The sequence below is a fragment of the Nostoc sp. genome (genome assembly GCF_036919615.1).
GTDB lineage: Bacteria > Cyanobacteriota > Cyanobacteriia > Cyanobacteriales > Nostocaceae > Nostoc.
The window spans coordinates 45,575-68,994 of the sequence record NZ_JBALCN010000031.1; the positions used below are offsets into that span (position 1 = coordinate 45,575).

Consider the following 23,420-nt stretch of genomic DNA (forward strand, 5'->3'; position numbering starts at 1 on the left):
TCAATGTTAGAAATGATCGCATCGGAGGCACAAAAGCCACTGACAATCCCACCCAAGGAATTTTTAGCGCCTCCTGGTGATTTCAATCCTACGCTAGTGCTGTTTTTTGTAGCTGTGGCAATGCTGGTTTTATCTAGCTTTGGTTACTGGCTTTGGGAATGGCCGCACTGGCTGTGCTTTAGCGTTAACACTATTGCCTTGCATTGTGCTGGAACGGTAATTCATGACGCCTGTCACCAATCTGCCCATCGAAACCGGGTGATTAATGGGATGTTAGGGCATGGCAGTGCGTTGATGCTAGCTTTTGCTTTTCCAGTATTTACGCGGGTACATTTACAGCATCATGGTCATGTCAATCATCCTAAAGACGACCCAGATCATTATGTCTCTACAGGTGGCCCACTGTGGCTGATTGCAGTGCGGTTTCTGTACCACGAGGTGTTTTTCTTTCAACGGCGACTATGGCGTAAATATGAGCTATTAGAATGGTTCATCAGCCGTTTGATTGTCGGTGTAATTGTTTATATTTCAGTGCAATACAACTTTTTGGGTTACATTCTGAATTTTTGGTTTATACCGGCTTTTGTGGTGGGGATAGCACTGGGATTATTTTTTGACTATTTGCCCCATCGTCCTTTTGCGGAGCGCGATCGCTGGAAAAATGCTCGCGTCTATCCCAACCCAGTTCTGAATATCTTGATTATGGGACAGAATTACCACTTAATTCATCATTTGTGGCCTTCTATCCCTTGGTATAATTATCAGCCTGCATACTATGTAATGAAGCCCCTGTTAGATAAAAAAGGCTGTTATCAAACTTCAGGATTGTTACAAAAAAAGGACTTTTTTGAGTTTGTTTATGACATTTTTTTAGGAATTCGGTTTCATCACCACAAAGAATAGAGTGCGGAACACACTCATCAAGCAGAATTCGCATAGGCGGTTAGCATTTCCTTCGCTAATTCGAGAGCGGCGATCGCTTGCTCACGGCTGACACTAGGAAAATGATCTAAAAACTCATCCAGTGAGTCACCCGCTTCTAAATAATCGAGCAAGGTTTTTATTGGCACACGAGTACCAACAAAAACAGGGGTTCCTCCCAATATATTGGGGTTGCTATGAACAACACGCGATGTGGATGTCATATAGTTAGCTTGTCAACCACAGACTACTTTTTGATCGTAGCTCTCGCTGTTTGGAAAATCTACCATGAACGCCTCTGACAAAACGTTTCCATTAATGGATGACATAAAGCGATCGCCATTGAAATTGATGAACAAGAACTCATCTTTGACAACATTCACACCGAAGGAATTTCCAGAGTAGATTGGATTAATAACCTATACTGCCCTGCCCAAGATTTAGGCGGCAATTTCCAAATCATCGAAACCGAATTTTAAGCTAGAGGGACAGATGGTTGATTTATATGACTTAATCTACAATATTCGGAAACGTCCTGCTATATATTTGGGACGAACTTCCATATCCAATCTTCGCACTTTTTTGGCAGGTTACTGCTTTGCCCGTCGCCAGATAGTAATCGTAATCGCTCAAAGACGATAATAAAAGCAATTTTCAGAATTTCAAATCTGGATTCATACCATTTCACGAAATGCATGATACAAATGATTGGTCTTTAATTCTTTCCCCTTGCTCCCTGCGCCCTGCCCCCCTGCTGCCTATTTGTATCAATCTTAAAGTGAAACGGTATCAGCAGAAATTTAATTTAACTTCCAAGCAGATTTGGGATCAGATTATTCTATTTTTCTCCCAAGATGAACACACTGCACTAGATCAGTTTTTCAAACTGTTTGACGAATTCACTCAAACAGAAAATTCCAGTGAATTTCAAGCGAATGCGACGAATAATTTGATAGTAGTTTCAGGAACTTAAGAGTAAAAGAAACTGAAATGGATGTTTTAGTCCAAGAACTCTATATAAAACTACGCCAATAGAAACCTGATATTGCTCAACAAGTGCGGCAATGCCTTGCAGAGATTATTGAAATGGCAGACCAAAATGCTTTAGATATTCTTCGTTCGAGAGTAGTTGAACAAGAAGTATTGGATTTGATTGATGAACCTAAAACCTGGTGAAGTGTTGTTATAACTTAAACTGGACGAATTGCCATATGAAACACTACTCAAAATCAAATAAGCTTTGATGTTTGCTCTGGATTTGGAAATTGAGGAACAGCAGGACGATTCAAGAGATGTGGATACAACTTTATAATAGACGCGATCACTTACAGATAGCCTCAAAGTACATCAGGCTCTCAGTCTTAATCAACCATCTCAATCCCATCGGCATCTAACGAGATTGTTACATTGTCACATTGGGTTTAACTGCAATTGTCCAATACTGAAATGTTTCACCTCCAATCTGATCACTATTTTCACGGTAGATTTGCCGCAAGCATTCATAAAACGCTTGGGCTTCATTCTCCAATCCAAATGTGATTAAGCACTTTAAGATCCGGGTGATGCGAAGATAATTGTGGTCAAATATACAGACCCATTCGCGTTTCCGATTTGGATAGTCTTCTGACTGGCTGACAACTATTTTTCCGTCATTACTCTGGTGACGTTGCAATCCATAAAACTGAAGCATGACTGTGAAGGAGCGCAGCAAATTTTGACGTAGGTGTGGGTTGCTTTGAAATGCTTGAATTACTTCCTCATCAACGATGGGTGTATCACAGTTGAATGCACTTCGCTCAGGCAAAGGGAACAACCACTGAATGTAATCATGGGCGCACTCCAATTTTTCAAAATCCCAAGTCCACATCTCTTGAATTGTCCGACCTGCGGAATCTTGTTGCTCCCCTAAGTAGAATGGAACAAGTATTGCAGTGAGTTGTTTTTGATAATTCATTTCAAACTACCTCACAAATCAACATCAATAGTTTATTTCGTGCTTTTTTGACATGATTTTTTTTAAGTAATTTACACTTTTGACTTAACAGCTTGCTGTGATGCTTGTAATGATTGAGGCAAACTCCAGTCGGGACGCAAGCTAGCGGCGTTGCGTAAATAGATATGATGTATTGAGGCGGAGGCTGGCAGATAGGCGTGGATTAAAAACCGAATGCAGCGCTGTAAGCTACCTTCGACATGCATTTGCTGCACATCCAACATGGCCACATTATCCCAACCAGTCCGCGCTCTAGCGATCGCAGCTGGAAAAACTGCATCCAAATCGCGTGTCACAGAGAAAGTCACACTAATCATGTCCCTCGGCTGGAATTGATTCCGGTTTTCCAGCTCATCTAATATTTCTGTCACCACCTCTCGGATTGCCTCAACAGTATTTTCTGAAGCAGTTGTTGCTCCGCGAATAGCCCGCATTTGCCACTCCACGCCAAAATCCTCCTTAAAACACAAAAGTGAGGAATTAGGAGTTGAGAATGAGAAGTTAGATTTTTAACTCATAACTCCTGTAGAGACGCGATTAATCGCGTCTCTCCTAACTCCTAACTCATACTAGGGTCGATATAACCACAAGGGTAAACCACTAGTAGACATTTCAAATTCGAGCCAATCAATACCAGCCCCAATTCCTGATGAAAACTGACGACTCCCTGGTAGAAGGCGACTCAATAAGGGTTTACGTTCTTCTAGGGTATAGCAGAGAGTTTTTTCCGGATCAAGATCGACCAGTTCTGCTGTCCAGCGGCGGGCATCTTCTTCTGTGCCCAGGCGGTCTACAACACCCAACTCTAGGGCTTGCTGTCCAGTAAAAATCCGACCATCGGCGAAACTTTTCACAGTTTCTACTGCTAAAGAACGGCCATCAGCTACCGTTTGGACAAACTGCTGATAACTTGTGTCAATCAAATCTTGCAAGATGTTTGCTTCTGGTTGAGTCAGTTCCCGGTCAAAAGCCAAAATGTCTTTGTAAGGGCCAGACTTTATTACCATGAAGGAAACACCGATTTTTTCTAGCAAGCGTTCCAAGTTATTCCCACGCAAAATCACACCAATACTACCCGTAATCGTACCTGGGTTGGCTACGATGTGTTCAGCTCCCATACCGATGTAGACTCCTCCAGAAGCCGAAATATTGCCAAAGCTAGCGACGATTTTGATTTTTTCGCGCAAACGCTTTAGGGCGCTGTAGATTTCTTGAGAATCTCCGACTGTACCGCCAGGGCTATCGATACGTAGCAATAATGCCGGAAACTTTTTTTCTTCTACAGTTTTCAGGGCTTCTAGGACGCGTTTGCGAGTAGCACCGGCGATCGCACCAGTAATTTCAATCCGCGCAATTTGTTTTCTAAACTTGGGCTTAAACGGCCAAACCATGAGCTGTAAACATACCTCGTAATAAACTCAATATAAGATGCCCAGCAGTCAGACGACCTGCTTTGCTCGTTAAGAAACATGAGCAGGCGTTGTGTTCATGAGGATTTTAAGGAAATTTTTATATTTTGCAGTGAGTTTTATTTGATATTCTCAATGAATACTAATCAAGTCCTTAAAGATTGCAGCTAACACAAAATGCCAAACTCTAGTCTAGCGTTCAACGTGATGATTTAGTACAGATAATTTTAGCTATTTTGCGAAATTCAAAATTCCAAAACTCTTGGTATTTTACCTTTATGACTTTTTTATCAGGGGTTTGCTATCAGGTCGCGCATCGGCACTAGTCGTCAGTAATTAATAACTAATAACTAATGAATAATAAATATTTAATTAATAATGGGACTCAATTTAATTAATAAAAATCCATTCAGCAACACTAATCCCTATTTAGGTTAAGACCAGTAGTACTTTCACTTGTGAAAATATCACTTTTTCCTCTCTTGTACGGCTGATGAGCATCTGACAAAGCTATTTTCACTACTTATGAATCTATTCGTAAAATTTGACACCGATAATAAACGTACATGTCAAACAGTGCCCCGACGAAAGTACAGGTCAAGCTAATTACAAATAATCCGCGTAGAGGAGTTCCACTGCCAAAGGTGGCGAGAAAATGCATAATTTGAGTAGCGATCGCCTGAGTGAACTCTTGTAAGCCAGGGAAGTGACCGATGAGGGATAGAAGGAGCAATCCGCCGCCAACTAGGAACATGGGAGCGACAAAACTAAAAATGATCGTCAGTAGTAGAGAGCGGAGAAAGTTAGTGAAAATAGTCATTTAGGACAAACTCCGTGAGTAGAGATGACAATAGCCCGATAGCGGTTTGTCATTTTCTACAATACGTGCGATCGCTTGGGAGCAGACAATCTGTCAAAAATCTTAAGTTTTCATTAAAAGAAACGGCTACCAGTTACAGCACATGCTGGGGATATTAAAAATGACTTAAATCTACAAAACCCTTGCAAATTCTAGGTTATAGCCAAGGTTAGCACCTATTTATTGGTTTGCAGCACGTTTAATAACAGCTTCATTTTCTGAGAGCATCTTTAATCTAAGTTAATGTTCAGCCCCATTGGTGGTATAGGGGAAATGAGGGAGATCAGAGAGATCAGAGAGATCAGGGGAGCAGAGGAGCAAGGTTGCAGAAGTCTTTCCCCCATGCCCCATGCCCCATGCCCAATTCCCATTTCCTATTCTCAATGACTTCCGCTATTCTTAAGGCAGTTACCGAGTTAGCTACAGAACATTGAACCAGACTACATCCAAATCCAGTTTAGGAGAATGGAGTCAGCGGCTGCTGGCAGCGATTTTTCTGGGTGGGCAAGTACTAGTTCACCTATTAAAGGGCAAAATCCATCGGCGCAACACCTTGGAACAAATGGCAGCAGTTGGGCCAGATTCCCTATTTATTGCACTATTGACGGCTATTTCCGTTGGCGCAGTGTTTACCATTCAGGTGTCGCGGGAATTTATCAACTTTGGCGCAGGAAACGTTATTGGCGGAGTGCTTTCCATAGCGTTGACACGAGAACTAGCTCCCGTGTTGACAGGAGTGGTTTTGGCAGGGCGAGTCGGTTCTGCCTTTGCAGCAGAAATCGGTACCATGCGGGTTACAGAACAAATCGATGCCATGTTGATGTTAAGAACAGATCCAATCGATTACCTAGTTATCCCCCGCGTCCTTGCTTGCTGTTTAATGCTACCAATTTTAACCCTCCTGTCTTTGGTAACAGGGATGTTTGGGGGATTAATAGTTGCGACAAATATCTACAACCTGTCTGATACGGTATTTTTAGATTCAGCCCGTAGCTTTCTTGGTGTTTGGGATATTTTTAGCGCCATGATTAAGGCGTTTTGCTTTGGCATTTTTATCGCCGTAATTGGTTGCAGTTGGGGATTGACGACAACAGGAGGAGCCAAAGGTGTAGGACAGTCAACCACAACAGCTGTTGTGACTGCCTTGCTAATTATATTTATTAGCAATTTCTTTCTTTCTTGGTTAATGTTTCAGGGGACTGGCAGTGCATTCCTAGGCTTATAAAAGTGATGAGTTAGGAGTTAAGAGTTAAGAGTTATAAATTAAAACTCCTAACTCCTGACTCCTAACTCCTGACTCCTGACTCCTAAAATAAGAAAGATGCCTACTAAATAAAGCAGGATTTAAGACTGTGACCAGTTCATTTGCTCCTAACTCCACATCAACTGTGGAACTCAAGCCTAGTTACAATATACCTATAGTGTTGGTGATTGCGGCTATTCCACTACTGTTGGTACAACCGTGGGTAGGCTTTGTTTTCACACTGTTTGGTTTGTTTCTCATGTTTCAGGCGTTAACGCTGCGTTTGCAATTTACCGCCACCGACTTAGATATTTACAGAGGCGAAAAATTGATTCGGCGCTTTCCCTACCAGGAATGGCAAAACTGGCGGATATTTTGGAATGGAGTCCCCATTCTGTTTTACTTTAAAGAAATTAAAAGTATTCACTTTTTGCCGATTTTATTTGACCCCAACACCTTGAAAACTTGCTTAGAACAACGTTGTCCGCGTATTTAGTGCTGAGTGCCATCAGTGCTGAGTCTTTTTGATCTAGACTCATAACGAGCGCCAGAAGTCGAGCCAGTGCAAACAATCGCGCTTGCGTCGGAAAGCAACTGGCGTAGAGCGGCGGCTTTTGCCGTAAACACTTGGTGGTGAAACAGTCCTGTCAGCGGGTTTCCTGCCTTAGGAAACTGTTTAACCAGGAGGACTTGCCGCAGGCATCTGAACTTCAATAACTCATGACTCAGGACTTTTATGGCAGGTCAATTGTAATATTTCTGAAAGCTATTTATTCGCGTCATAGGAATTACACTATTGTTTATGAACCCAGAGGCATCTCAAACCCCAGAACCAATTGATGAGCGGTTGGCAGAAAAACAAGAACAGAATAATCCAGTTGAAAGTCCAGTAAATTCATCTGTTGAGTCAGTGGTAGAAACAGAAGCCATTAGCTCATCAGAAGATTACACAACTTTTGAGCCACTCATTTCCAATGCAGAAGTGGTAGATTCTACAGTAGAGCTAACAGAAAATTCAAATGGCGAGTTTGTAGCGCAGTTAGAAGCGGAAAATGTCTCACTGGGGTCAGAAATAGGAGCAGGAAATTATTCATTATATGCACAAGCAGAGCAGCGAGTGGCAGAGTTGCAGAGCGCTCAAGCAGCTCTCAAGGAAGAAATAGCCAAGCTGCAAGCTTCTTACAAAAACCTTCAGGCACAAGTGAGTGAAACTCAAACCTCACTAGGACGACTTGTGCAAGAGTCGTTAGTGCAGTTAGAACAACGTAAACAAACCCTGCAAATTTCTGTAGAACAACTAGAACGCCGTCAAGAACGTATCCGCAACGAGATGCGAACCACTTTTGCTGGTGCATCTCAAGACTTGGCAATTCGGGTGCAGGGTTTTAAAGACTATCTCACAGGTAGCTTACAGGATTTGGCCGCTACTGCTGAACAGTTGCAACTGACACCAAGTGTGGTGGAACGAGAAAAACCATCTGTAAAAGAAAAAGAGGCTAAATCAGTTGAACCCCAAGCTGGAATACCGCAATTTGCCCAACAGCAGTTTCAAGATACTACAAAGCAAATTCGCCGCCTAGTTGACCAATACCGCAATAAACCAGATTACTACGGACCGGCGTGGCAACTGCGTCGCACTTTTGAACCAGTCCACGCTGAACGAGTCTCCAACTGGTTTTTTACCCAAGGGGGACGGGGTGGTTTGCGGACAATGGGTAGCCGCTTACAGAATATCCTAATTGCCTCAGCTGCAATTTCGATATTACACAAGCTGTATGGCGATCGCACCCGGACTTTAGTCTTAGCTAATACACCGGAGCGATTAGGTGAATGGCGACGCGGCTTGCAAGACTGTCTGGGAATCGGTCGCCCAGATTTTGGGCCAGACCGAGGTGTGGTATTATTTGAGGCATCTGATGCTGTCGCTCAGAAAGCAGACCGATTGACGAAAGCCAATCAACTGCCCTTAATTATTATTGATGATTCCGAAGAGCAAATCAGTTTGTCACTGCTGCAATTTCCTCTGTGGTTAGCCTTTGCTCCTGACCCTAAAACAGTGAGAAACTATGATGACGACTTTTAATTAGTCAATATAGCGCTTCTGTGTTGAGTTTAATAGAGACCTAACCCCCAACCCTTCCCTTATCGGGAAGGGGAGTAAAATTCAAAGCCTCTTTCTTTTTAGAAGAGAGGAATGGAAGTGAGGTTAGAGTGTATTGCATACAAAAGAAAAACGCTATAGTCCAGAGTCAAAAAGTATTTTTCTGGACTTTTTGAATTTTGAATGCGTAAATTTTGAATTATATTATGGCTATTTGGTTAACTGGATGTGGGGCAATTGTGGTCATAGCTTACCTGCTGGGTTCTTTTCCCACTGGCTACATTGCTGTGAAGCAGTTAAAAGGTATTGATATTCGGGAAGTTGGTTCAGGTTCTACTGGCGCAACTAATGTACTAAGAACCTTGGGGAAAGGGCCAGGAGCATTGGTTTTAGTACTTGATTCCTTAAAAGGAGTATTAGCAATCACTCTAGTTTACTGGTTGTTCCATTTTGCACCCAGTCAAAATTTTATCCCCCCACCGGTAGATGCACAAGTGTGGCAACCTTGGTTAGTAACTTTAGTTGGGTTAGCTGCCATCCTGGGACATAGTAAATCAATTTTTTTAGGCTTTACTGGTGGTAAATCTGTTGCTATCAGCTTGGGGATTTTGTTGGCAATGAGTTGGCAGGTAGGTTTAGCAACAGCGGGTGTGTTTGCCGTTGTTGTGGCGATATCACAGATTGTCTCTTTGAGTTCAATTGTAGGTGCGATCGCTGTTTCCATTTTCATGGTAGTTTTGCATCAACCGTTACCCTACATTCTGTTTGGGATTGCCGGTGGATTATATGTGATTTTGCGCCATCGCACTAATATTGAACGACTGCTTGCCGGAACTGAGCCAAAAATTGGGCAAAATGTGGCGACACCAGAACAAACTGCATAATTGACCAACTGCAAATAGATATATTTTTATTTTTTGCCTCCGTGCCTTTAGCCGGGGCTAGGCTTACGAACTAACGTTGCCTTTAATTAAACGGTGGAAAAGGCGGCAAGGCCACAAAAAAGCTCCACAGATACTTACTGAGGCGATGGCGGCCACAACTCGCCAACTCGAACTAGGCCCAGTGGCAGGATCTGAATGATCAGCTTGTGTACTTTTAGCTAGTTCTGGCACTGAATGAGATAACTGACTGGCTGTACTCACCCCTTCAATCGCTGCTCCAATTAGATAAGCTACCAGGGCAATTACTAGCCAGTGATTCATAATATTCCACTGTTTGAAATCTGAGCGTATGCTTGGCAGTGAGCAATCATTTGATTTTTCGTACTAATCATTGCCGCCTTGCCCGAAGGATAATCGACCTTCAGCCGTATCGCGAATCAGGGGCAGTTTAGATTTTATATAAGTATTTAGGGTGCTATCTGCTTGAGCATCAATCCCCTGCTTAACTTTTAACTGCTGGAGAAGCAATTGTACTAAAGCAGCATCGTCAAACTGGAGCAGGGTGCTGACCTGGGTAGATTCGATTACAGCCCAGAGCTGTTGCATCATTTTAGCAGTCACCATGAGTCTGTAACCTCTTAAGCTTTTCTTTATATTTACATGTATTTAGAATTTGTAGTTAGTTTTTATCTAAAGATTTATAAAGATGTAGGCTGAAAATACCTGAGTCAGTTAAGAGGGTTAAGTTATAGCATTATTTAATTGATTGAACTACATTACTCTCTATCTTAAACCGTACTCTATAAAGAAAAAAACTGCTAAAAGACTTAGATCCTCCCTAACCCTCCTTAGAAAGGAGGGAATTAGAGCAAGGCTTTTGAAAAGCCACAATGCAGATATACGTAAGCATCAGCGCTTTTTGTGGGGGAAAACTTCAGTAGTTGTCGTCAGGTACTTTTGCTAGAAGTTTATTGTGAAACTCTCGCACAAGCTCCTTCTTCACCAGAAGGATCGGGAAAAATTGCTAAAGTATGATATTCAGGGTTATCTTCTCCATATATCACTCGGAAAGTATACAACTTATTTTTACCTTGCGCTTCGGTAACAACTGTTAAAAGTGTATTGCTAGTAGGAGGAAGTCCAGGAATGTCCAGCTTTTTAATTCGTCTGAGTTGAATGACATTCGCAGCTGAATTTTTACAATCTCCTCCACTACTATTAGGTTCTTGACCAAACTGCATACATACCGGGCCATCAAAATCCATAGTTACCTGTGATGGATCATTTAACCAAACTTTTTTAATTACTTCTCCAGCCGGAATAAAACTTAAATTTGTTCCTTGTTGATACCAAACGTTGATAGTAGGTATTAGTCCCCCTAAACCCTGTGCTTGGCAAGAAAATACGGAACGCAGAACAGCATTATTAGCACCAGCACGACCTACTAACAAGAACATAGCAACCGAGAAAATTAAGGAAGCTATAGGTAGGAAATAATAATTATTTGAGGTATTTCCTGACAAGTTAGTATTATTTTTCATGGTTGCAAATCGGGAGATTGGTAGAGAGAACAAAGGGAGATTGAAAAAATGGAAATAAAACTAATTACCAATTACCATTACCCAATCAAAAATATAAAATTGGTATAAATTCTATCTCCTAAAACTAGATTGGTTGATTAACGTATAATTCAACAGTTGTGCCGGCTTTCATAAACCAAACATTAGTTTGTTGGGACATTTGGGCGATCGCTTGTTGATTACGTTGGGCAATTTGGGGTACTACAGAGTTCAAACCACCTTCCACAACTCCAGCGGCAAGGTTGCGTCTGGGCTCAGTGATAGTAGTAATGTAGCCGCTGTTAGTGGTGGAGGTGGAGGTGTTGGTGGTGGTACCGGTGGCATCGGCAACGCCAGAAATTGCTTGGAGATGAGTATCAGGGAGATTTACTAACTCTGCTGCTTTAGCAAGACCTCCCAAAACGAATAGTCCTGCATCCATCGATGCTATGGAGGAACTTTGACTGGGAAATTTATTTGCGACTAAAGGTTTACCTTGGGCACCGCGAAGAGTAATTGCATTGCTGGGTAAGCTTTGTTCGGTAGAGTTGCCATTATTTTGCGAGATAAGTTTAGTTACGTTCATCTGCATAAGACCTTGTTCGTTAATGGAACTAATTTCAGCTAGGAACTCGGTGTTTGCAGGTATAACGGTAGTACCATCCTTAGATTTTAGTGCTTCTTGTGATTTGATCACAAATACGTTTTTTCCTTCGCCTGTTTCATCACCACCGCCTGACTTAGTAGTAGTTTCCCCAAATATCGCTGTTGCTACCACAGCTTTCGCACTAGTCCCTACTGCTAAGGATTTTTGTCCCAGAGGTTGCGCTTGGCTCACCGCAGGAGTAGGAGTTTCCGGTTGTGGTGTCTGTTGCTGCGGCTGCGTATTGTTTGCAGGTTCAGGAGCAGATGCGATGTTATTAGGTTGATCAGTGAAACTTACTTGACCGTAGCTACCTAACTTTGCTAACCTTGCCCACTCTTGAAATGGGCTTGGTGGAGGTGTTGGAGTTATACTGACTACGGGTTGAGTGTTTGGCTTTACAACTGGTATCTGGGGCGATGGCAAAGGTTGAGCAGCAGGTACTTTAACGATGCGCTCAACTGTCACTGTCCGAGGTACGTAAACTGTTGGTGCGGGTGTTGGGATCACTTTCTCTCTACCTCTGGAAGAAACTGAGGGTTCTGCTTTTAAGGCTACTGTTGGTGTTGATTTGGCAATTCTGAGCTGTTGTTGGGCGGCTTTCACCAACTCTGCTTGTTCAGTCAGGGCTAATTTCGTTTTGTAAGTATCTAGATCGGTTTCTAGCTGTTGAGAGCTAGATTCATTAGTTGGCTGCGATCGCACTTGTGGGGAAACAATATTTTTTGGCTTTGAATTGCTGGTACCCATCAACTGGGACAAAAACACACCACCCACCAAAACTATCGCTAAGGTAGCAGCCCCTACCAAGCCTAACTTTGCAAAAGGATTAGATGAGAGGGCTTGCTTAGTCTGAACTTCTTGTGGTTGAGAAAGAGACTCTTGCGGCGTTGCAGAGTCTTCTGATCCTTGGCTATCGGTAGAAGATTCTTCTTCAAAGCCGACCAACCTTGACATCTGTGATTCCCAATCTAAAGATTCTACTTCTGGTTGGTGATCGTCGGTAGTTAGAGTAAATCCATTTTTGGGAGGCGTTTGGGCAGGAATTGAATATCGAGTCATGGTAAAGCTTGGTTGGGATTTCCAGAACAATTTTTATCTTTAAGTTCACATATATTATAAATTTCTAGTTTGGCTTCACCAAGGCGGTAAGCTGCGAAGTGCAAGGGTAGTGCTGCATTTGGTAGGGAAGTTGCTGGCTCATCTATTGATCTAACTAAAATTTGTTTATTAAAGGAAATTGATTTTCCCAACTTATCATAACTGCTAAAAACTAATTGATTGGCTAACATTTCTACTTTCCACCTTCCATTGCCTATTTCTGTTGGTTGAGAAATTTTTTGGATTACTAATACATTCTCCACTCCTCTATTAACATTTTCAAATTGACTATCTGGATTTAAATTAGTAAGTTCTGACTTAAGTTTTTGTTTAAAATCATTAGCTACAAGTTGGGAGGTAATTTCCCAGACTTGTGTTGGTGGCTGTTGTTGTGACCAGGTAAGCATTAAGCTCATAGTTTCACCAACAAAGCGCCGAATTGCCTCTGGCTGTCGCTCTAAATTTGGTTGAGGATCTACGGTTATAGTGCGACCATCAACAAGTTGCACTAAACTTTGAGGTGTGAGTTGCTTACCTAACTGTTGTAACATAGACCCGTTAAATATTAGTAAAAGCAAGGTAAACAGATGTAAACCAAATGTTCCTACTACCAACAGCGGTAAGGGGCTATTTTTCTTATTTTCTGGTTTGAGTAGTTGCATTAATAATTGATTATATAAATTGAACTATGAGCCAGTGAATTAGAAATCGATTATCTTATAAAGCTATCAGATGTTTGTCCATAGCCGCATTGCTTTAATTTATCTTCGTTAAGGTTGTAGCCATCTAGCAAACATAAGTTACGAATTTCATAAATTTCTAGTCTATCAGCGCGGACACTATAAATTGCTTTTTGTAGGTCTGTACCATTGTCGGCTTGGGGATTTCCGAAATAATCTGCTACACGGACAAGGAAATCTTTGTTAAAAGGAGTTATAAGTTTTGCACCACCAACTCGGTTTTTTTGAATTAAGTCGGCTACCATACCGACTTGCCACTTACCTGGTGCAATTTGTTTTGGCGGATAAACCCGCTTAATAACTAATTGTGATGTCATAACTTGGTTGGGATTTTCAGAGAAAACTTCTGGTGGTGTCATTTCTGCAACTGTGCTTAAGAAACCTTTGCGAAAATCTTCTGATAAAGCAAAACTAGCTATCCAACTGGTGGTACTAATTTTTTGGCTACTCCCTTGAGGTGTTTTAATAAGAATTCCTAAATCTGATTTTGGATTTGCAACTTCTTCAATATTTTGTGGTGGTAAGGTTCCAGACCAGCTAAACATTGATATCATCGTTTTGCTAATGAATTGGCGAATTGCTTCTGGTTCTCTGGCTAAATCATCAATATTAGCTACTGGTTTACCGTCGATTAATTGTACAAAGTTGGGAGGTTTTCTCAGACTGAGTTGGCGAATATTTATCCCTTGGAATAAGAATAAAAGTAAAACTAATATATGTAAACTGAAGCTAGCGATCGCAAAAATTGTCAAAACACTTCCTGTTCTTTGTCTTTTTTCCAGTAAACGCACCATTTACTCACCTCCTTCTAAAAAAACCTCAGCTATTATATATGATGTTTTGCATATAGTCAGCAGTTACGACACTTGTCAAATTCCTATATCCTCTCCTTTACTAAAGAAGCCGTATTGCTGATCGCACTGAAGACTGCAAAACCACCAGCAGCAGCCACAAGTAACGATAAAATTGGTACTAAAATTCCCAGAAAAATTATGAACCACATTAAGTCTGGATCAACATTAGCATTTTGACCTGGCCCATTCACAATAACTGCGGCAGTCAGCACAGCAATAATATTGAATGAAATCTTGGCGATTCCAATAGATAAAAATCCGGTCACCCATGCAAAAATTGGTTTACCAGCTACAGGCAGTAAAGAGCCACCTACAGCCAATGGACCTAAAGCTGCTATCAGCAACATACTAGCTTCTATCAAATTCTGGAAGGCATATTGTAGGGAAACTAAAAAGTTTTTGATACTTGTTTGGACTGTCGAACCTAACAAAGAATTAAATGAGGTCTCTGATACAATGCCAGTGCCATATCTAATATTATCTACCTTAGTTTGCAGTCTAATTATCCAGTTTTTATTTCCGTATGTATTTCTATATTTCTGCCAGAGAATATTGACTTTTTCGGCAGCTTTCTCAAAGCATTGACTTTGTTGTTCCCCAGTAAGCGACTGGCAAGGACGCAGAAAAGAACCAGCTATTTCTTCGGCAATACTCATATTCAGTGCTTGCTGATACATTTTATTCGCATCTGCTGTCACCAATACTTGCTGATTCACAGTGTTTAAAAAATTCCGCACTCCTAGTGTCAGATTAGAAAGGATACTTCCCTTGCCTGAATTACTTAAGAGGATCACCACAATAAAAGGCCAAATTAAGGCTGATATGGGACGGGTATATTCGTAGGATATTAAGTCTTTTAGGAATTGTATCATAAAAAATAACAGGGTTCCTACCGCAAAAAAAATACCCAGATTTGTTAGCGCTCCATACAAGTTATTACTGGTATTATTTTGTAATAAATCCAGCCATTGTTTGTCCCAACCTTCGGCAATACTTTGGGAAGTTGCGGCACCATTATCGAGAATCTGATCAATGCCTACTTGGGCGCCTACTTGGGCAAAAATTAGTTGAATAGCAAGTTGCATTTTGACTTGATGGGCTGTTTTTTGAGATTTCGTAAGGTGCGTTACGTTGCTAACGCACCATCCCGGATGCTTTCAGTGCGTTAGCAACGTAACGCACCCTACAAAACAGTTTTTTAGATTTCCTGTTGGTTTGTAAGAAGTTTAAGGATTTTAAAAATTGGATGAGAAATTAGAGTTTTATTATCCTAAAATCCTACTTATTAACTTTTCTGCCAAACAAATCTAGTTGAGAAGTAGCTCGTAAAAGTCGCGCAGCTTCAGTAGATGTATCTACTCTCAGAGCGCGATTCGCCTCTTCTGTTTGCTGAGAAATATTTGCTAAATTTAAATTAGAATATTGCAAAGTCTGCTCTAATTGCGTAGACTTAGCATACGATTCTCCGACAATTTTTATCTGCTCTTTTTGGATTTGAAGTGTTTCTTGGTTAGACTCTAGCAATGTTGCTAAACCAGGGGCTAATCCTGCTACTACTCCGCTTGCCATTGCTATAGCACTCTTATCAATAGGAGGTTGTGGAATCTTGTTCTTAAATTTTTGTATATCTTGGTTTAATTGATTTTCATCATTTGAATCTGCAACACTCTTAAGAGTGTTTTCTATATTGTCTAACTTGACTTTTGTCCGAGTTTGTCCATTTTTACCAAGAACACCTACCGCTATTCCCCGGGTAATTAGACGATTAAGTTCATTACTAACTAAATTTCCCCGTACTGCTGAATTATTTTCAAAGCGGCTTGATCTAGAGTCTGATCTATAAGAGTAGTTAATCAAATCATTACGAACCTGTTGTCCCGCTGCGACGGGGTTAGGTATTCTCAATTCTCCCTTGGCACTATTAAGAGCAGCATTTTGACTCTGTACTTCTAGAGGATTTGAGTTTTCGCTCAGATTATCTTGAAGGTACTGTTGCAAATCTGTGGAATATGATTGAAAATCAGTCCAAACCTGGCCTAATCCTGTCTGAACTTGTGCCATTGCTGGTAGGATTGCCAGGGATAGCAACGTAAAAGTAAAAATGGTAGTTTTTCGCATACATTTGTGCCTGAAAAAGGTAGACGATATTATCTAGTGAGTCAGAAATTTAGCTTTTTAAATCAATACGCTTGGGTTAAGGCTTAACTTTTTGTCAAAGTCATTTTTTTTAATGTAGATGCATTCGCAGAGCGTCTCGTAGAGAAGCGGTGAAACAGCGCGGTCTTTTCACATTGGGAGAGGCTAACGCCAACGCGTAGCGTCTCGTAGATAAGGGGGTTTCCCCCATGAGCAACCGCTGAACTCGGAGGACTTGCCGCAGGCTACCGCCAAGGACGCATTCACGTAGCGTCTCCTTGGCGCAGCCTCTCGTAGAGAAGAGTTGGACGCACTGGAAGAGAAGGAAGAAATGCTTAACTGAACAGTATTGCTTTTTAACTATGATTTATAACTTTTGGAATCACTGTTAACTGCTTATATCACCCGATTAACTACTACGTAGAGTAGCCACTAACTGACGGGCAAATGCAGAAATCGCTTCATATTTATTGCTGTGAAGTTGCATCATTTTGCTCCGTGCAGTTTGTTCAGAGGGGTTATTGGCAACTGCTGCTAATTGTTCATAACCTGGATAGTAACGGCAGAATGTATAAATACCGTTATCATCTAGCAGCCATTGGCTATAAACGCCTTCTTTGCGGGGAAAAAAGCTTTCCGAGGCATTACGAGAAATAACTTGGCGGGGATACTTTAAGATATCTGCAAAACTATCCACTGCAACTGGCTGAATACGTCCAATCAATCGTGTTGTCAGGTTTTGCAAAATTTTAGATGCAGCTTTAGATTTGGCAATGGTATCAGGATCTTGTCCTGATAAGATGACTCTGATACCGGCTTTAGCACCGTTCGCACAAATTCTGCCAACTAAGTCAGAAATTTGCTCGAATTCAAATAGAATTGGTGCTTCATCAATGAAGAATATGGAAGCTGGACTGCTGAGTGCGCGTCGTAGTGCTGCTGAATAGGCACTCAAAGAAAGTACGGCTGCATCTTCACTATCTGATAAGTTTCTGAGAGCAAAAACTAAAAGTTGTGCATCGGTAGGAAAACTGGATGGTGCAGAAATAGCTTGTCCCACACGACTAGAAAGCCAAAACCGCAAGCGTAGCTGAATTTGACTGAGGGCGTCTTCGACTCTGCCAGTTAAAGAACTTAGCTGCAAATGTTCTGATGAACAGAAATAGAGAAAATCTTTTAAGGTAGGGGTTTTCAGCCAAGCCTGAGTGCCAAATCCCCCCGCCATCGCCTGTATATATCGCTGTTTTATACCCTCATCAGCAAAGAAGGCTTCTAAAGCTAGGTTGAGCAGCGATCGCACGGTTTGCGATAAAATTTGACTTTCAGTGGATGATCCTAAAACCATTGTCATTAAAGCTGATTCTAGGAAGGCGGTATAATCGTTAAAGCGATCGCGTTGTTGTTCTGGTTCTAGCGATCGTAAGTCTGGCTGTTCAAATAAGTTATTCGATTGTTTAGAGATATCAAAATAGGCTCCATTCTTCTCCATAAACTCTGTATAGTCAGTGAAAGTAGATGTGCCATCAGGTTTAGGGAAATCTAACGCCACTACAGGAATGCCATGCGCTAAAGCCTGAGTTAAAATCCCTGATACCAACACCGATTTACCAGCACGAGTTGTGGCAAACAGAGCTAAATTTTTGTGTTGGTTAAACAAATCTAAATGTACAGGTGTTCCGCCTTCTTCAGCAATCAGTTCAAAGCCTTGTCTATCACCCCGTTTAGTTAAAACTAAAGGCATTAATCCGGGAACTTCACTTGTTAAATATAGCTGACGACGATTGAAGGGTGTTGCTAACAATCCCTCCCAAACTATCGGTAGAGTTTGCAGCCAAATTTTCCAGGCGTACTCAGTTTCCCTAATTACTCTTGCTGGACGTTGAAAACAGTTTTCAATATATCTTATTGCCTCATCTAACTTATCGACAGTTGGACGATGTACCAAAATAGCGATACTCGTATAAATCGGGACTGCACCTTCAAATAATTGTTCCTGTGCTGCTACCGATTTCTTCAACTTTAATTGAGCGTTGACATCAATGGTTTTACTTTTTTCTTGAGCCATGATTGTCGTCATGTTTGACTGTTTCAGCACTCGTTGCAAAGTAGTTTTCACCACTGCTGGATTTGCCGCAGTCAACTCACAAAAAATCTCTGTATCTACTACTCTTTCTCTGGCCAACAGTTCCCATAAATAGCGCAGTTGGGCAGATTTATTAGGCCAACCTCCGGGTTTTTCCAGAAATGATAGTGCGCCAATATAACTATTGTTAACATTAACCCAGCGGCGATCGGCACAAGGTACGCTAGACTCCATCAGCAAAGTTGTGCCGTGGATATTCTCTATCAGCAATTTGGTACTAGCTAAATCTGAATTAACTTGCTCATGCAGTCCTTGTTCATCTAAAGTCATTAGCTGCGGAATATCAATTGGCTCTGTATCATTAAATCTTTTCCATATCTCCTCCCAGAGCTCATCAGCTTTCAAAGGCTTGACATCCAATCCCATTTGGTTAGATAAAATTTGTTCCCAACGCAGAAAACCCTGTTTGTAAGCATTCGTGATCAGGGTTTCAATGCGTTGGTTTTCTACTTCTGAGAGATCACCCTTGAATTTCAACCACCATGATTCAGCTTTGACTAAAAGCTTCTCTATCCAATCATCTGCATGTTGCGAGTTCGATTCAATGGTGTAAGTCACATAAATCCGCAAAAATTTTGGCTTCCGAATACCAGAAATAGTCAGTTCTTTGACTCTGGCTCTCTCCGCCATCAATAAATATTTGATGTCTCGTGATGGCGCATTTCTGATTAGTGATGCTAATTCTTTTTGGCGCTCTTTGTCTGAACTAAAAGATCCCAAATGCAGTGTCATTCTTTCACCGCTAGGGATATCTTTCAATCCAGCTTCAATGTTATTAAAAAGTGTATCAATTTGTTCGGGTCTTAAAGTGGTATGAATTCCCTTACAGTCAAAACCAAAAACAAAACAAAACCGATCTTTTTGAGTGCCTTTTGTCAAAAGGTAAGCGCCAATATCACGTCCATTCATTGCGACACGTAGCATTGTCGCCAAGTGTAAGGCATCTTCAAATGGTGTTAATCTACTTTCATTTCCGGCGATGCCGACGCTTTGTTTTCCGATTTTTTGCTTCATGATTAACTTCCAATAAGCTTTGATAACGAGCAAAGCCTCTTGTCCAAGCGGGAACGCCAATAAATTTACTTAAAAAACTCCAACTCCTACCACCAGTTAAAATCCACCAAGTTCCGATTCCCCAACCAGTAATTAGTACTGTCCACAACCATTTTTGAAACTCTTCTTGGAAAATACCGCCAAAAATTCCATTAATAATAAAGTAGGAGGCTAAGGCAATTACTGTCCAAGGAAGAATTTGATCAGCAGGGATTGGTCCTAATGAAGGTTGGCTTCCCAGAACCTGATTGACTGGACGAAATTCTTGTTCCCGCTCTTGAGACATTTGAAATATCTGAATTATTTACGGCTGTGAGCCAATTACAAAGCGTGTGAGTACATCAGCAATGGTAACAGCAACAACGACTAATAGGGGAGTTCTGGCAATGCTTTGCCAATCTTCATCTTTACGCACTGCGTTAATCACACCAACCAGAGAAATTGCAATATAGAGTAAGTAAATCGCCCGCAACACATTAAATATCAAACTTATTGCTGTCTCACTACCACCACCATTTGTTGCTGCACCACCTAAGTTTTTTTTGAAAAACTTTTCAGCTTCCCCAAAAAACTGTGCTTGTGCAGGAGCTGCAAAACAGTCTAACCAATATAAACTCAGGATGATGGCTGCTGCTGAAATTTGTAATAATATTAGTGATCGCCTTGGTAAATTCACCTGCTCCCCAATTTGCTGGGTGATGACTGCAATTAAACTACCTACTAGTAAACAAAAGAGCAGAATAGGACTTTTTAGGCTGATAACGCTTACAAGTACAGCACAAGCAATCAAAAAAGGTACAGACTCAACCAGAATAATCAGGCCGGATTCCAGTCTCAGTCTTAAGTTGTGAGATATTTTGACCACACTACCAGTTAAAGCTTTGAAAAAGTTTCTCTCGTGAGAACTTTGTCTAGACATTTGCTAATTTTCCTATGATGTACTATGAGTGTTAGGTGTCTAAAATTTTACAGTTGATTTCAATTTAACATGATTTAATATTCATTTTTAATCTAAATTATTAAATTCCCACCAAAGTTTTATATTATACACAATTATTATTAAGTTAAGTTAAGAAAATATTAATTTTGATTTAAAAGTAAGTATGCGTGGTTTTAAAAATTAGGTTTCGAGCTTTAAACCATAGCTGCTACAGTCCTCCTAAACTTTTTCTATCCCAGCGATTTTGCCTCAATTAGAGGTTAAGGAATCGTTAATCAGTCTACCGTCCGTAGTACGAAATAAACCACGCTTTATCCTTATGCCAAATATTCTGAATGTTTACAAATTTATTCATTGTCAAAAAAGATACTCTAACTTCCGCGTTGATCGAAAATATCAAACACGTAGTATAGATTTCTGGTATTTATTATAGCTAGATTTTTGTGACGCCTGTCTTGAAAAGTTCAGAGACGCTCTCTACGAGACGCTACGCGAACGCAGATGCACTACTGCTGCGCTAACGGCGGGAGACGAAGCGATCCACTTTTCGCTGCGTTGAAGAGGCTGCACCAACGGTGGGAACCGCCTCTCCACGCCAGAAAATTCCGACACAAGGCGCTGAAGTAGTACTGGCTCGACTTTTCGCTGGGTTGAGCTACGTCTACGCAACTAATAAAATGCTGAAACAATGTGTTTTCGTTGATACACATGCTGATTAATTTGTAAACTGCGTAAACTCTATTAAATACTTATTAAAACCTCCAAAAAAAGCTTAATAAGTAAAACCATATATAAGTGAAAGCTTTAGATTTTCTCTAGTGAGATAATAAAAACTTGCTACAAAAACCACTTTTAAAACATCTCTAAATTCTAGAAATATAATGATTTTTTTTAATCATTTCATAATGCACTCATGACTTGAGCTTAACCTTAGCATTATACTGTTGATTTCGTTGGCAATTTTTAACAGCTGTTAGCTATAGCAGTCCAAAAAGATTCGTGAAATCCTGACTTTCTTTACTTCGCACTTAGCAGTAGCTTGTGTCATACTGCTGTGCGTTTACATTCAAGAAAGTGATTTTCATATTTCAGATAAAATTGCCATCCCAAATAAGTAAGTGGGTAAAATTAAACATGGCTTTTTAAAAGGATATAAGAGACTGAGAATGGGAATTGAGGCATGATTCATAGTACCTAGCAATTACTCTTTTATCCTAAAGCTAGTGAAGATTTATACAAACTTACTTTGTAAATGTAGAGTTTTTAACTAGCAAATAAATAATTATGTCATAGGGTAGATAAGCAATAGCTTAACGCCCTCTACATCTTTAAAAATTTGCCTTGAATTTGCTCTATATTCTTCAGAGCTTTGTGAAAAATTTGGATTTATTAATAACCTTTTTAATTAATGCCAATTATTTGTGCATCTAGAAGGTTATTTATAATCACCAGTTTGACACTTGATTTGGATTTGATATGGTGTTGAACCGGAAATTAATTTGAAGGAGCTTGACATGGCTTTTTATCGCGATCATCAATTGACCCATTTGGCAAGTTCAGTTTCTGTATTTGCCATCACAATTGGTTTAGTAGTAGGTCAATCTGCTACTCAGATATCTTTAGCTCTGCCCTCTATAGGTAATGGTGCAGGTGCAAGTACTGTAAATGCTTTATTTACAGCTCTAAAATCGAAGTTCGCATTCACATATACTGCAAATGGTAGTGGCGCAGGGTTAAAAGCTTTTTTCGCTCAAACCCCACCAGCTGGTACTCCTAGCCCACTCACTTTTGCAGATAGTGACGACCCCGTAGCAGGAACAGAAAAAGTTACTGGCGGTCGTGCTTACGTCCAAGTGCCTCTGGTAGGTGTCGGAATCACATTAGCTTTTAACACTAATGGTCTTACTGTACCACCAAGTGGACTTAAGCTTTCACGAGCTAGTTACTGTGGTATTTTGAACGGTAACATCAAAAATTGGAACGATAAGAGCATTAGTGCAGATAACGGTAGCCAAATAGCACTCAATGTACCCATCAAAGTTGTACATCGTGCTGACTCAAGTGGTAGCACTTTTATTTTAAGCAGTCATCTCAATACTGTATGTAAAACTCCAGGTGTTCCAGCCGCTGATGTATGGAATAGAGGAGTGGGTACAATTGTTAGTTGGCCAGGCGCTTTCATTGGTGCTACTGGTGGCGGAGGTGTAGCCACTGCTATCACAAGTAATAAAGGTGCAATTGGTTATGTGGATAATGCTACCCGTTTAACTAAAAAGCTACCTGCTGCACTCTTACTTAACAAGGCAGGTAAGTATATTGCTGTCTCACCAGCTTCAATTACAGCGGCTATTAAAGATGGGACTGTTGTAACATACGGTACTAATAAGAAGCTGACTAGAATTGATAAGTTGACCGATCCCAAGAGTGCAGGTGCTTATCCCATTTCCGGAGCAACTTATTTCTTGTATTACTCAGACTTAGACTTTAAAGGGTTCATTACAGCTGCAAAAGCTTTAGCTCCATCTCTCGGATATGGTTCTGTTCCGTAGGTTTATAAATTAACCTAGCAGACTATCAGAGAAAAGATGTTGACAAAAATATGAAAATTCTGCCTCAGGATTATATTTACAATCCTGGGGTTTTATTCATGCTTTTGTTGGTGCGACTGACCAAGATGCAAATCCTCAGCGGATTAAACTTGTGGTTACCGATCCAACAGCTGCAAATGCTTATCCCATTGTTAACGCAACTTATACCAATTTTATATGAAGCTGCATATAATGGAGAAAAGAAACTCGATAAATTAAAATAGCCATGAGCCGCCCTTTTAAGATTGAAATC

General features: G+C 40.8%; 28 protein-coding genes and 1 pseudogene. 12 read left to right on the forward strand and 17 right to left on the reverse strand.

The genetic code is table 11. The features are described 5' to 3' along the window. Positions 1-12: 12 nt before the first annotated feature. Positions 13-903 (forward strand): beta-carotene hydroxylase, encoded by an 891-nt coding sequence (gene crtR, locus V7K48_RS10255; protein WP_335072083.1) that lies wholly within the window; start codon positions 13-15, stop codon positions 901-903. Positions 904-920: 17 nt separating this feature from the next. Here crtR and V7K48_RS10260 read toward each other — a convergent pair whose 3' ends face one another. Beyond that, positions 921-1,145, reverse strand: coding sequence for a DUF433 domain-containing protein (locus V7K48_RS10260; RefSeq protein ID WP_335072039.1), 225 nt, complete (start codon positions 1,143-1,145; stop codon positions 921-923). 141 nt (positions 1,146-1,286) lie between these two features. Here V7K48_RS10260 and V7K48_RS10265 point away from each other — a divergent pair, with 141 nt between their 5' ends. From V7K48_RS10265 to V7K48_RS10280, 4 genes and pseudogenes are all read left to right on the forward strand, one after another. Continuing rightward, positions 1,287-1,400 (forward strand): hypothetical protein, encoded by a 114-nt coding sequence (locus V7K48_RS10265; RefSeq protein WP_335072085.1) that lies wholly within the window; start codon positions 1,287-1,289, stop codon positions 1,398-1,400. Positions 1,401-1,413: 13 nt separating this feature from the next. After that, on the forward strand, positions 1,414-1,563 hold the full coding sequence (locus V7K48_RS10270) for a hypothetical protein (RefSeq protein WP_335072041.1): 150 nt from the start codon (positions 1,414-1,416) through the stop codon (positions 1,561-1,563). A 136-nt stretch (positions 1,564-1,699) separates the two neighbouring features. Next, positions 1,700-1,894: a hypothetical protein gene (locus tag V7K48_RS10275; RefSeq protein WP_335072043.1), complete on the forward strand. Its 195-nt coding sequence runs from the start codon at positions 1,700-1,702 to the stop codon at positions 1,892-1,894. A 17-nt stretch (positions 1,895-1,911) separates the two neighbouring features. Further along, positions 1,912-2,097: pseudogene (locus V7K48_RS10280) on the forward strand (hypothetical protein). 226 nt (positions 2,098-2,323) lie between these two features. On the opposite strand, the gene V7K48_RS10285 reads toward V7K48_RS10280, so the two are convergent. From V7K48_RS10285 to V7K48_RS10300, 4 genes are all read right to left on the reverse strand, one after another. Continuing rightward, positions 2,324-2,875: an opioid growth factor receptor-related protein gene (locus V7K48_RS10285; protein WP_335072045.1), complete on the reverse strand. Its 552-nt coding sequence runs from the start codon at positions 2,873-2,875 to the stop codon at positions 2,324-2,326. Positions 2,876-2,946: 71 nt separating this feature from the next. Next, positions 2,947-3,360: a chorismate mutase gene (gene aroH / locus V7K48_RS10290; protein WP_335072047.1), complete on the reverse strand. Its 414-nt coding sequence runs from the start codon at positions 3,358-3,360 to the stop codon at positions 2,947-2,949. 123 nt (positions 3,361-3,483) lie between these two features. Then, positions 3,484-4,305, reverse strand: a complete 822-nt coding sequence (gene sppA, locus V7K48_RS10295) for a signal peptide peptidase SppA (protein ID WP_335072049.1) — start codon at positions 4,303-4,305, stop codon at positions 3,484-3,486. Positions 4,306-4,846: 541 nt separating this feature from the next. Continuing rightward, positions 4,847-5,143, reverse strand: a complete 297-nt coding sequence (locus V7K48_RS10300; protein WP_334975399.1) for a hypothetical protein — start codon at positions 5,141-5,143, stop codon at positions 4,847-4,849. A gap of 469 nt (positions 5,144-5,612) precedes the next feature. Here V7K48_RS10300 and V7K48_RS10305 point away from each other — a divergent pair, with 469 nt between their 5' ends. Both V7K48_RS10305 and V7K48_RS10310 read left to right on the forward strand, forming a co-directional pair. Then, positions 5,613-6,407: an MlaE family lipid ABC transporter permease subunit gene (locus V7K48_RS10305; protein WP_334975397.1), complete on the forward strand. Its 795-nt coding sequence runs from the start codon at positions 5,613-5,615 to the stop codon at positions 6,405-6,407. 127 nt (positions 6,408-6,534) lie between these two features. After that, on the forward strand, positions 6,535-6,921 hold the full coding sequence (locus V7K48_RS10310) for a DUF3119 family protein (protein WP_229454297.1): 387 nt from the start codon (positions 6,535-6,537) through the stop codon (positions 6,919-6,921). On the opposite strand, the gene V7K48_RS10315 is transcribed toward V7K48_RS10310, so the two are convergent. Continuing rightward, positions 6,918-7,139, reverse strand: coding sequence for a hypothetical protein (locus V7K48_RS10315; RefSeq protein ID WP_335072051.1), 222 nt, complete (start codon positions 7,137-7,139; stop codon positions 6,918-6,920). The genes V7K48_RS10310 and V7K48_RS10315 overlap by 4 nt on opposite strands. An 88-nt stretch (positions 7,140-7,227) precedes the next feature. On the opposite strand from V7K48_RS10315, the gene V7K48_RS10320 reads away from it, so the two are divergent. Together V7K48_RS10320 and plsY are read left to right on the forward strand one after the other, a co-directional pair. Beyond that, entirely contained in the window at positions 7,228-8,508 is a 1,281-nt protein-coding gene (locus V7K48_RS10320; protein ID WP_335072053.1) for a DUF3086 domain-containing protein, read from the forward strand. Between the two features lie 224 nt (positions 8,509-8,732). Next, entirely contained in the window at positions 8,733-9,410 is a 678-nt protein-coding gene (plsY, locus tag V7K48_RS10325) for a glycerol-3-phosphate 1-O-acyltransferase PlsY (RefSeq protein WP_335072055.1), read from the forward strand. Between the two features lie 63 nt (positions 9,411-9,473). On the opposite strand, the gene V7K48_RS10330 is transcribed toward plsY, so the two are convergent. The 11 genes from V7K48_RS10330 to V7K48_RS10380 all read right to left on the reverse strand — a co-directional run bounded on the left by V7K48_RS10330 (position 9,474) and on the right by V7K48_RS10380 (position 20,558). Further along, the gene (locus V7K48_RS10330; RefSeq protein WP_335072057.1) at positions 9,474-9,731 is read right to left on the reverse strand and encodes a hypothetical protein; all 258 of its coding nucleotides are present in this window, start codon (positions 9,729-9,731) and stop codon (positions 9,474-9,476) included. Positions 9,732-9,794: 63 nt separating this feature from the next. Continuing rightward, positions 9,795-10,034 (reverse strand): hypothetical protein, encoded by a 240-nt coding sequence (locus V7K48_RS10335; RefSeq protein ID WP_334725213.1) that lies wholly within the window; start codon positions 10,032-10,034, stop codon positions 9,795-9,797. A gap of 344 nt (positions 10,035-10,378) precedes the next feature. Beyond that, positions 10,379-10,951, reverse strand: a complete 573-nt coding sequence (locus V7K48_RS10340; protein WP_335072059.1) for a hypothetical protein — start codon at positions 10,949-10,951, stop codon at positions 10,379-10,381. 124 nt (positions 10,952-11,075) lie between these two features. Next, positions 11,076-12,674: a hypothetical protein gene (locus tag V7K48_RS10345; protein WP_335072061.1), complete on the reverse strand. Its 1,599-nt coding sequence runs from the start codon at positions 12,672-12,674 to the stop codon at positions 11,076-11,078. After that, the gene (locus V7K48_RS10350; protein WP_335072063.1) at positions 12,671-13,375 is read right to left on the reverse strand and encodes a hypothetical protein; all 705 of its coding nucleotides are present in this window, start codon (positions 13,373-13,375) and stop codon (positions 12,671-12,673) included. The genes V7K48_RS10345 and V7K48_RS10350 overlap by 4 nt, the downstream gene beginning before the upstream one ends. Positions 13,376-13,425: 50 nt before the next feature. Continuing rightward, the gene (locus tag V7K48_RS10355) at positions 13,426-14,247 is read right to left on the reverse strand and encodes a hypothetical protein (protein WP_335072065.1); all 822 of its coding nucleotides are present in this window, start codon (positions 14,245-14,247) and stop codon (positions 13,426-13,428) included. Between the two features lie 83 nt (positions 14,248-14,330). Beyond that, complete coding sequence (locus tag V7K48_RS10360) at positions 14,331-15,392, reverse strand: hypothetical protein (RefSeq protein WP_335072067.1); 1,062 nt, start codon at positions 15,390-15,392, stop codon at positions 14,331-14,333. 193 nt (positions 15,393-15,585) lie between these two features. After that, positions 15,586-16,425: a hypothetical protein gene (locus V7K48_RS10365; RefSeq protein ID WP_335072069.1), complete on the reverse strand. Its 840-nt coding sequence runs from the start codon at positions 16,423-16,425 to the stop codon at positions 15,586-15,588. A gap of 427 nt (positions 16,426-16,852) precedes the next feature. Next, positions 16,853-19,600, reverse strand: coding sequence for a hypothetical protein (locus tag V7K48_RS10370; protein ID WP_335072071.1), 2,748 nt, complete (start codon positions 19,598-19,600; stop codon positions 16,853-16,855). Beyond that, positions 19,554-19,925: a hypothetical protein gene (locus tag V7K48_RS10375; RefSeq protein WP_292764466.1), complete on the reverse strand. Its 372-nt coding sequence runs from the start codon at positions 19,923-19,925 to the stop codon at positions 19,554-19,556. Before V7K48_RS10375 ends, V7K48_RS10370 begins: the two co-directional genes overlap by 47 nt. 18 nt (positions 19,926-19,943) lie before the next feature. Next, a complete protein-coding gene (locus tag V7K48_RS10380; protein WP_335072073.1) occupies positions 19,944-20,558 on the reverse strand; it encodes a hypothetical protein in 615 nt (204 codons plus the stop codon). A gap of 596 nt (positions 20,559-21,154) precedes the next feature. Here V7K48_RS10380 and V7K48_RS10385 point away from each other — a divergent pair. From V7K48_RS10385 to V7K48_RS10395, 3 genes are all read left to right on the forward strand, one after another. After that, entirely contained in the window at positions 21,155-21,298 is a 144-nt protein-coding gene (locus tag V7K48_RS10385) for a hypothetical protein (protein WP_335072075.1), read from the forward strand. Between the two features lie 795 nt (positions 21,299-22,093). Next, positions 22,094-23,128, forward strand: a complete 1,035-nt coding sequence (locus tag V7K48_RS10390) for a substrate-binding domain-containing protein (RefSeq protein WP_335072077.1) — start codon at positions 22,094-22,096, stop codon at positions 23,126-23,128. Positions 23,129-23,178: 50 nt separating this feature from the next. Then, positions 23,179-23,391 carry a hypothetical protein gene (locus V7K48_RS10395; RefSeq protein ID WP_335072079.1) on the forward strand — a complete coding sequence of 71 codons (213 nt, stop codon included), beginning with the start codon at positions 23,179-23,181 and terminating at the stop codon, positions 23,389-23,391. Positions 23,392-23,420: the final 29 nt, after the last annotated feature.

Excerpts from the sequence above, each read along its gene's own strand:
- crtR (WP_335072083.1), top strand. The coding sequence starts at position 13 with ATGATCGCATCGGAGGCACAAAAGCCACTGACAATCCCACCCAAGGAA.
- V7K48_RS10260 (WP_335072039.1), bottom strand. The coding sequence starts at position 1,145 with ATGACATCCACATCGCGTGTTGTTCATAGCAACCCCAATATATTGGGA.
- V7K48_RS10270 (WP_335072041.1), top strand. The coding sequence starts at position 1,414 with ATGGTTGATTTATATGACTTAATCTACAATATTCGGAAACGTCCTGCT.
- V7K48_RS10285 (WP_335072045.1), bottom strand. The coding sequence starts at position 2,875 with ATGAATTATCAAAAACAACTCACTGCAATACTTGTTCCATTCTACTTA.
- sppA (WP_335072049.1), bottom strand. The coding sequence starts at position 4,305 with ATGGTTTGGCCGTTTAAGCCCAAGTTTAGAAAACAAATTGCGCGGATT.
- V7K48_RS10300 (WP_334975399.1), bottom strand. The coding sequence starts at position 5,143 with ATGACTATTTTCACTAACTTTCTCCGCTCTCTACTACTGACGATCATT.
- V7K48_RS10320 (WP_335072053.1), top strand. The coding sequence starts at position 7,228 with ATGAACCCAGAGGCATCTCAAACCCCAGAACCAATTGATGAGCGGTTG.
- plsY (WP_335072055.1), top strand. The coding sequence starts at position 8,733 with ATGGCTATTTGGTTAACTGGATGTGGGGCAATTGTGGTCATAGCTTAC.
- V7K48_RS10330 (WP_335072057.1), bottom strand. The coding sequence starts at position 9,731 with ATGAATCACTGGCTAGTAATTGCCCTGGTAGCTTATCTAATTGGAGCA.
- V7K48_RS10335 (WP_334725213.1), bottom strand. The coding sequence starts at position 10,034 with ATGGTGACTGCTAAAATGATGCAACAGCTCTGGGCTGTAATCGAATCT.
- V7K48_RS10340 (WP_335072059.1), bottom strand. The coding sequence starts at position 10,951 with ATGAAAAATAATACTAACTTGTCAGGAAATACCTCAAATAATTATTAT.
- V7K48_RS10345 (WP_335072061.1), bottom strand. The coding sequence starts at position 12,674 with ATGACTCGATATTCAATTCCTGCCCAAACGCCTCCCAAAAATGGATTT.
- V7K48_RS10350 (WP_335072063.1), bottom strand. The coding sequence starts at position 13,375 with ATGCAACTACTCAAACCAGAAAATAAGAAAAATAGCCCCTTACCGCTG.
- V7K48_RS10355 (WP_335072065.1), bottom strand. The coding sequence starts at position 14,247 with ATGGTGCGTTTACTGGAAAAAAGACAAAGAACAGGAAGTGTTTTGACA.
- V7K48_RS10360 (WP_335072067.1), bottom strand. The coding sequence starts at position 15,392 with ATGCAACTTGCTATTCAACTAATTTTTGCCCAAGTAGGCGCCCAAGTA.
- V7K48_RS10365 (WP_335072069.1), bottom strand. The coding sequence starts at position 16,425 with ATGCGAAAAACTACCATTTTTACTTTTACGTTGCTATCCCTGGCAATC.
- V7K48_RS10370 (WP_335072071.1), bottom strand. The coding sequence starts at position 19,600 with ATGAAGCAAAAAATCGGAAAACAAAGCGTCGGCATCGCCGGAAATGAA.
- V7K48_RS10375 (WP_292764466.1), bottom strand. The coding sequence starts at position 19,925 with ATGTCTCAAGAGCGGGAACAAGAATTTCGTCCAGTCAATCAGGTTCTG.
- V7K48_RS10380 (WP_335072073.1), bottom strand. The coding sequence starts at position 20,558 with ATGTCTAGACAAAGTTCTCACGAGAGAAACTTTTTCAAAGCTTTAACT.
- V7K48_RS10390 (WP_335072077.1), top strand. The coding sequence starts at position 22,094 with ATGGCTTTTTATCGCGATCATCAATTGACCCATTTGGCAAGTTCAGTT.
- V7K48_RS10395 (WP_335072079.1), top strand. The coding sequence starts at position 23,179 with ATGAAAATTCTGCCTCAGGATTATATTTACAATCCTGGGGTTTTATTC.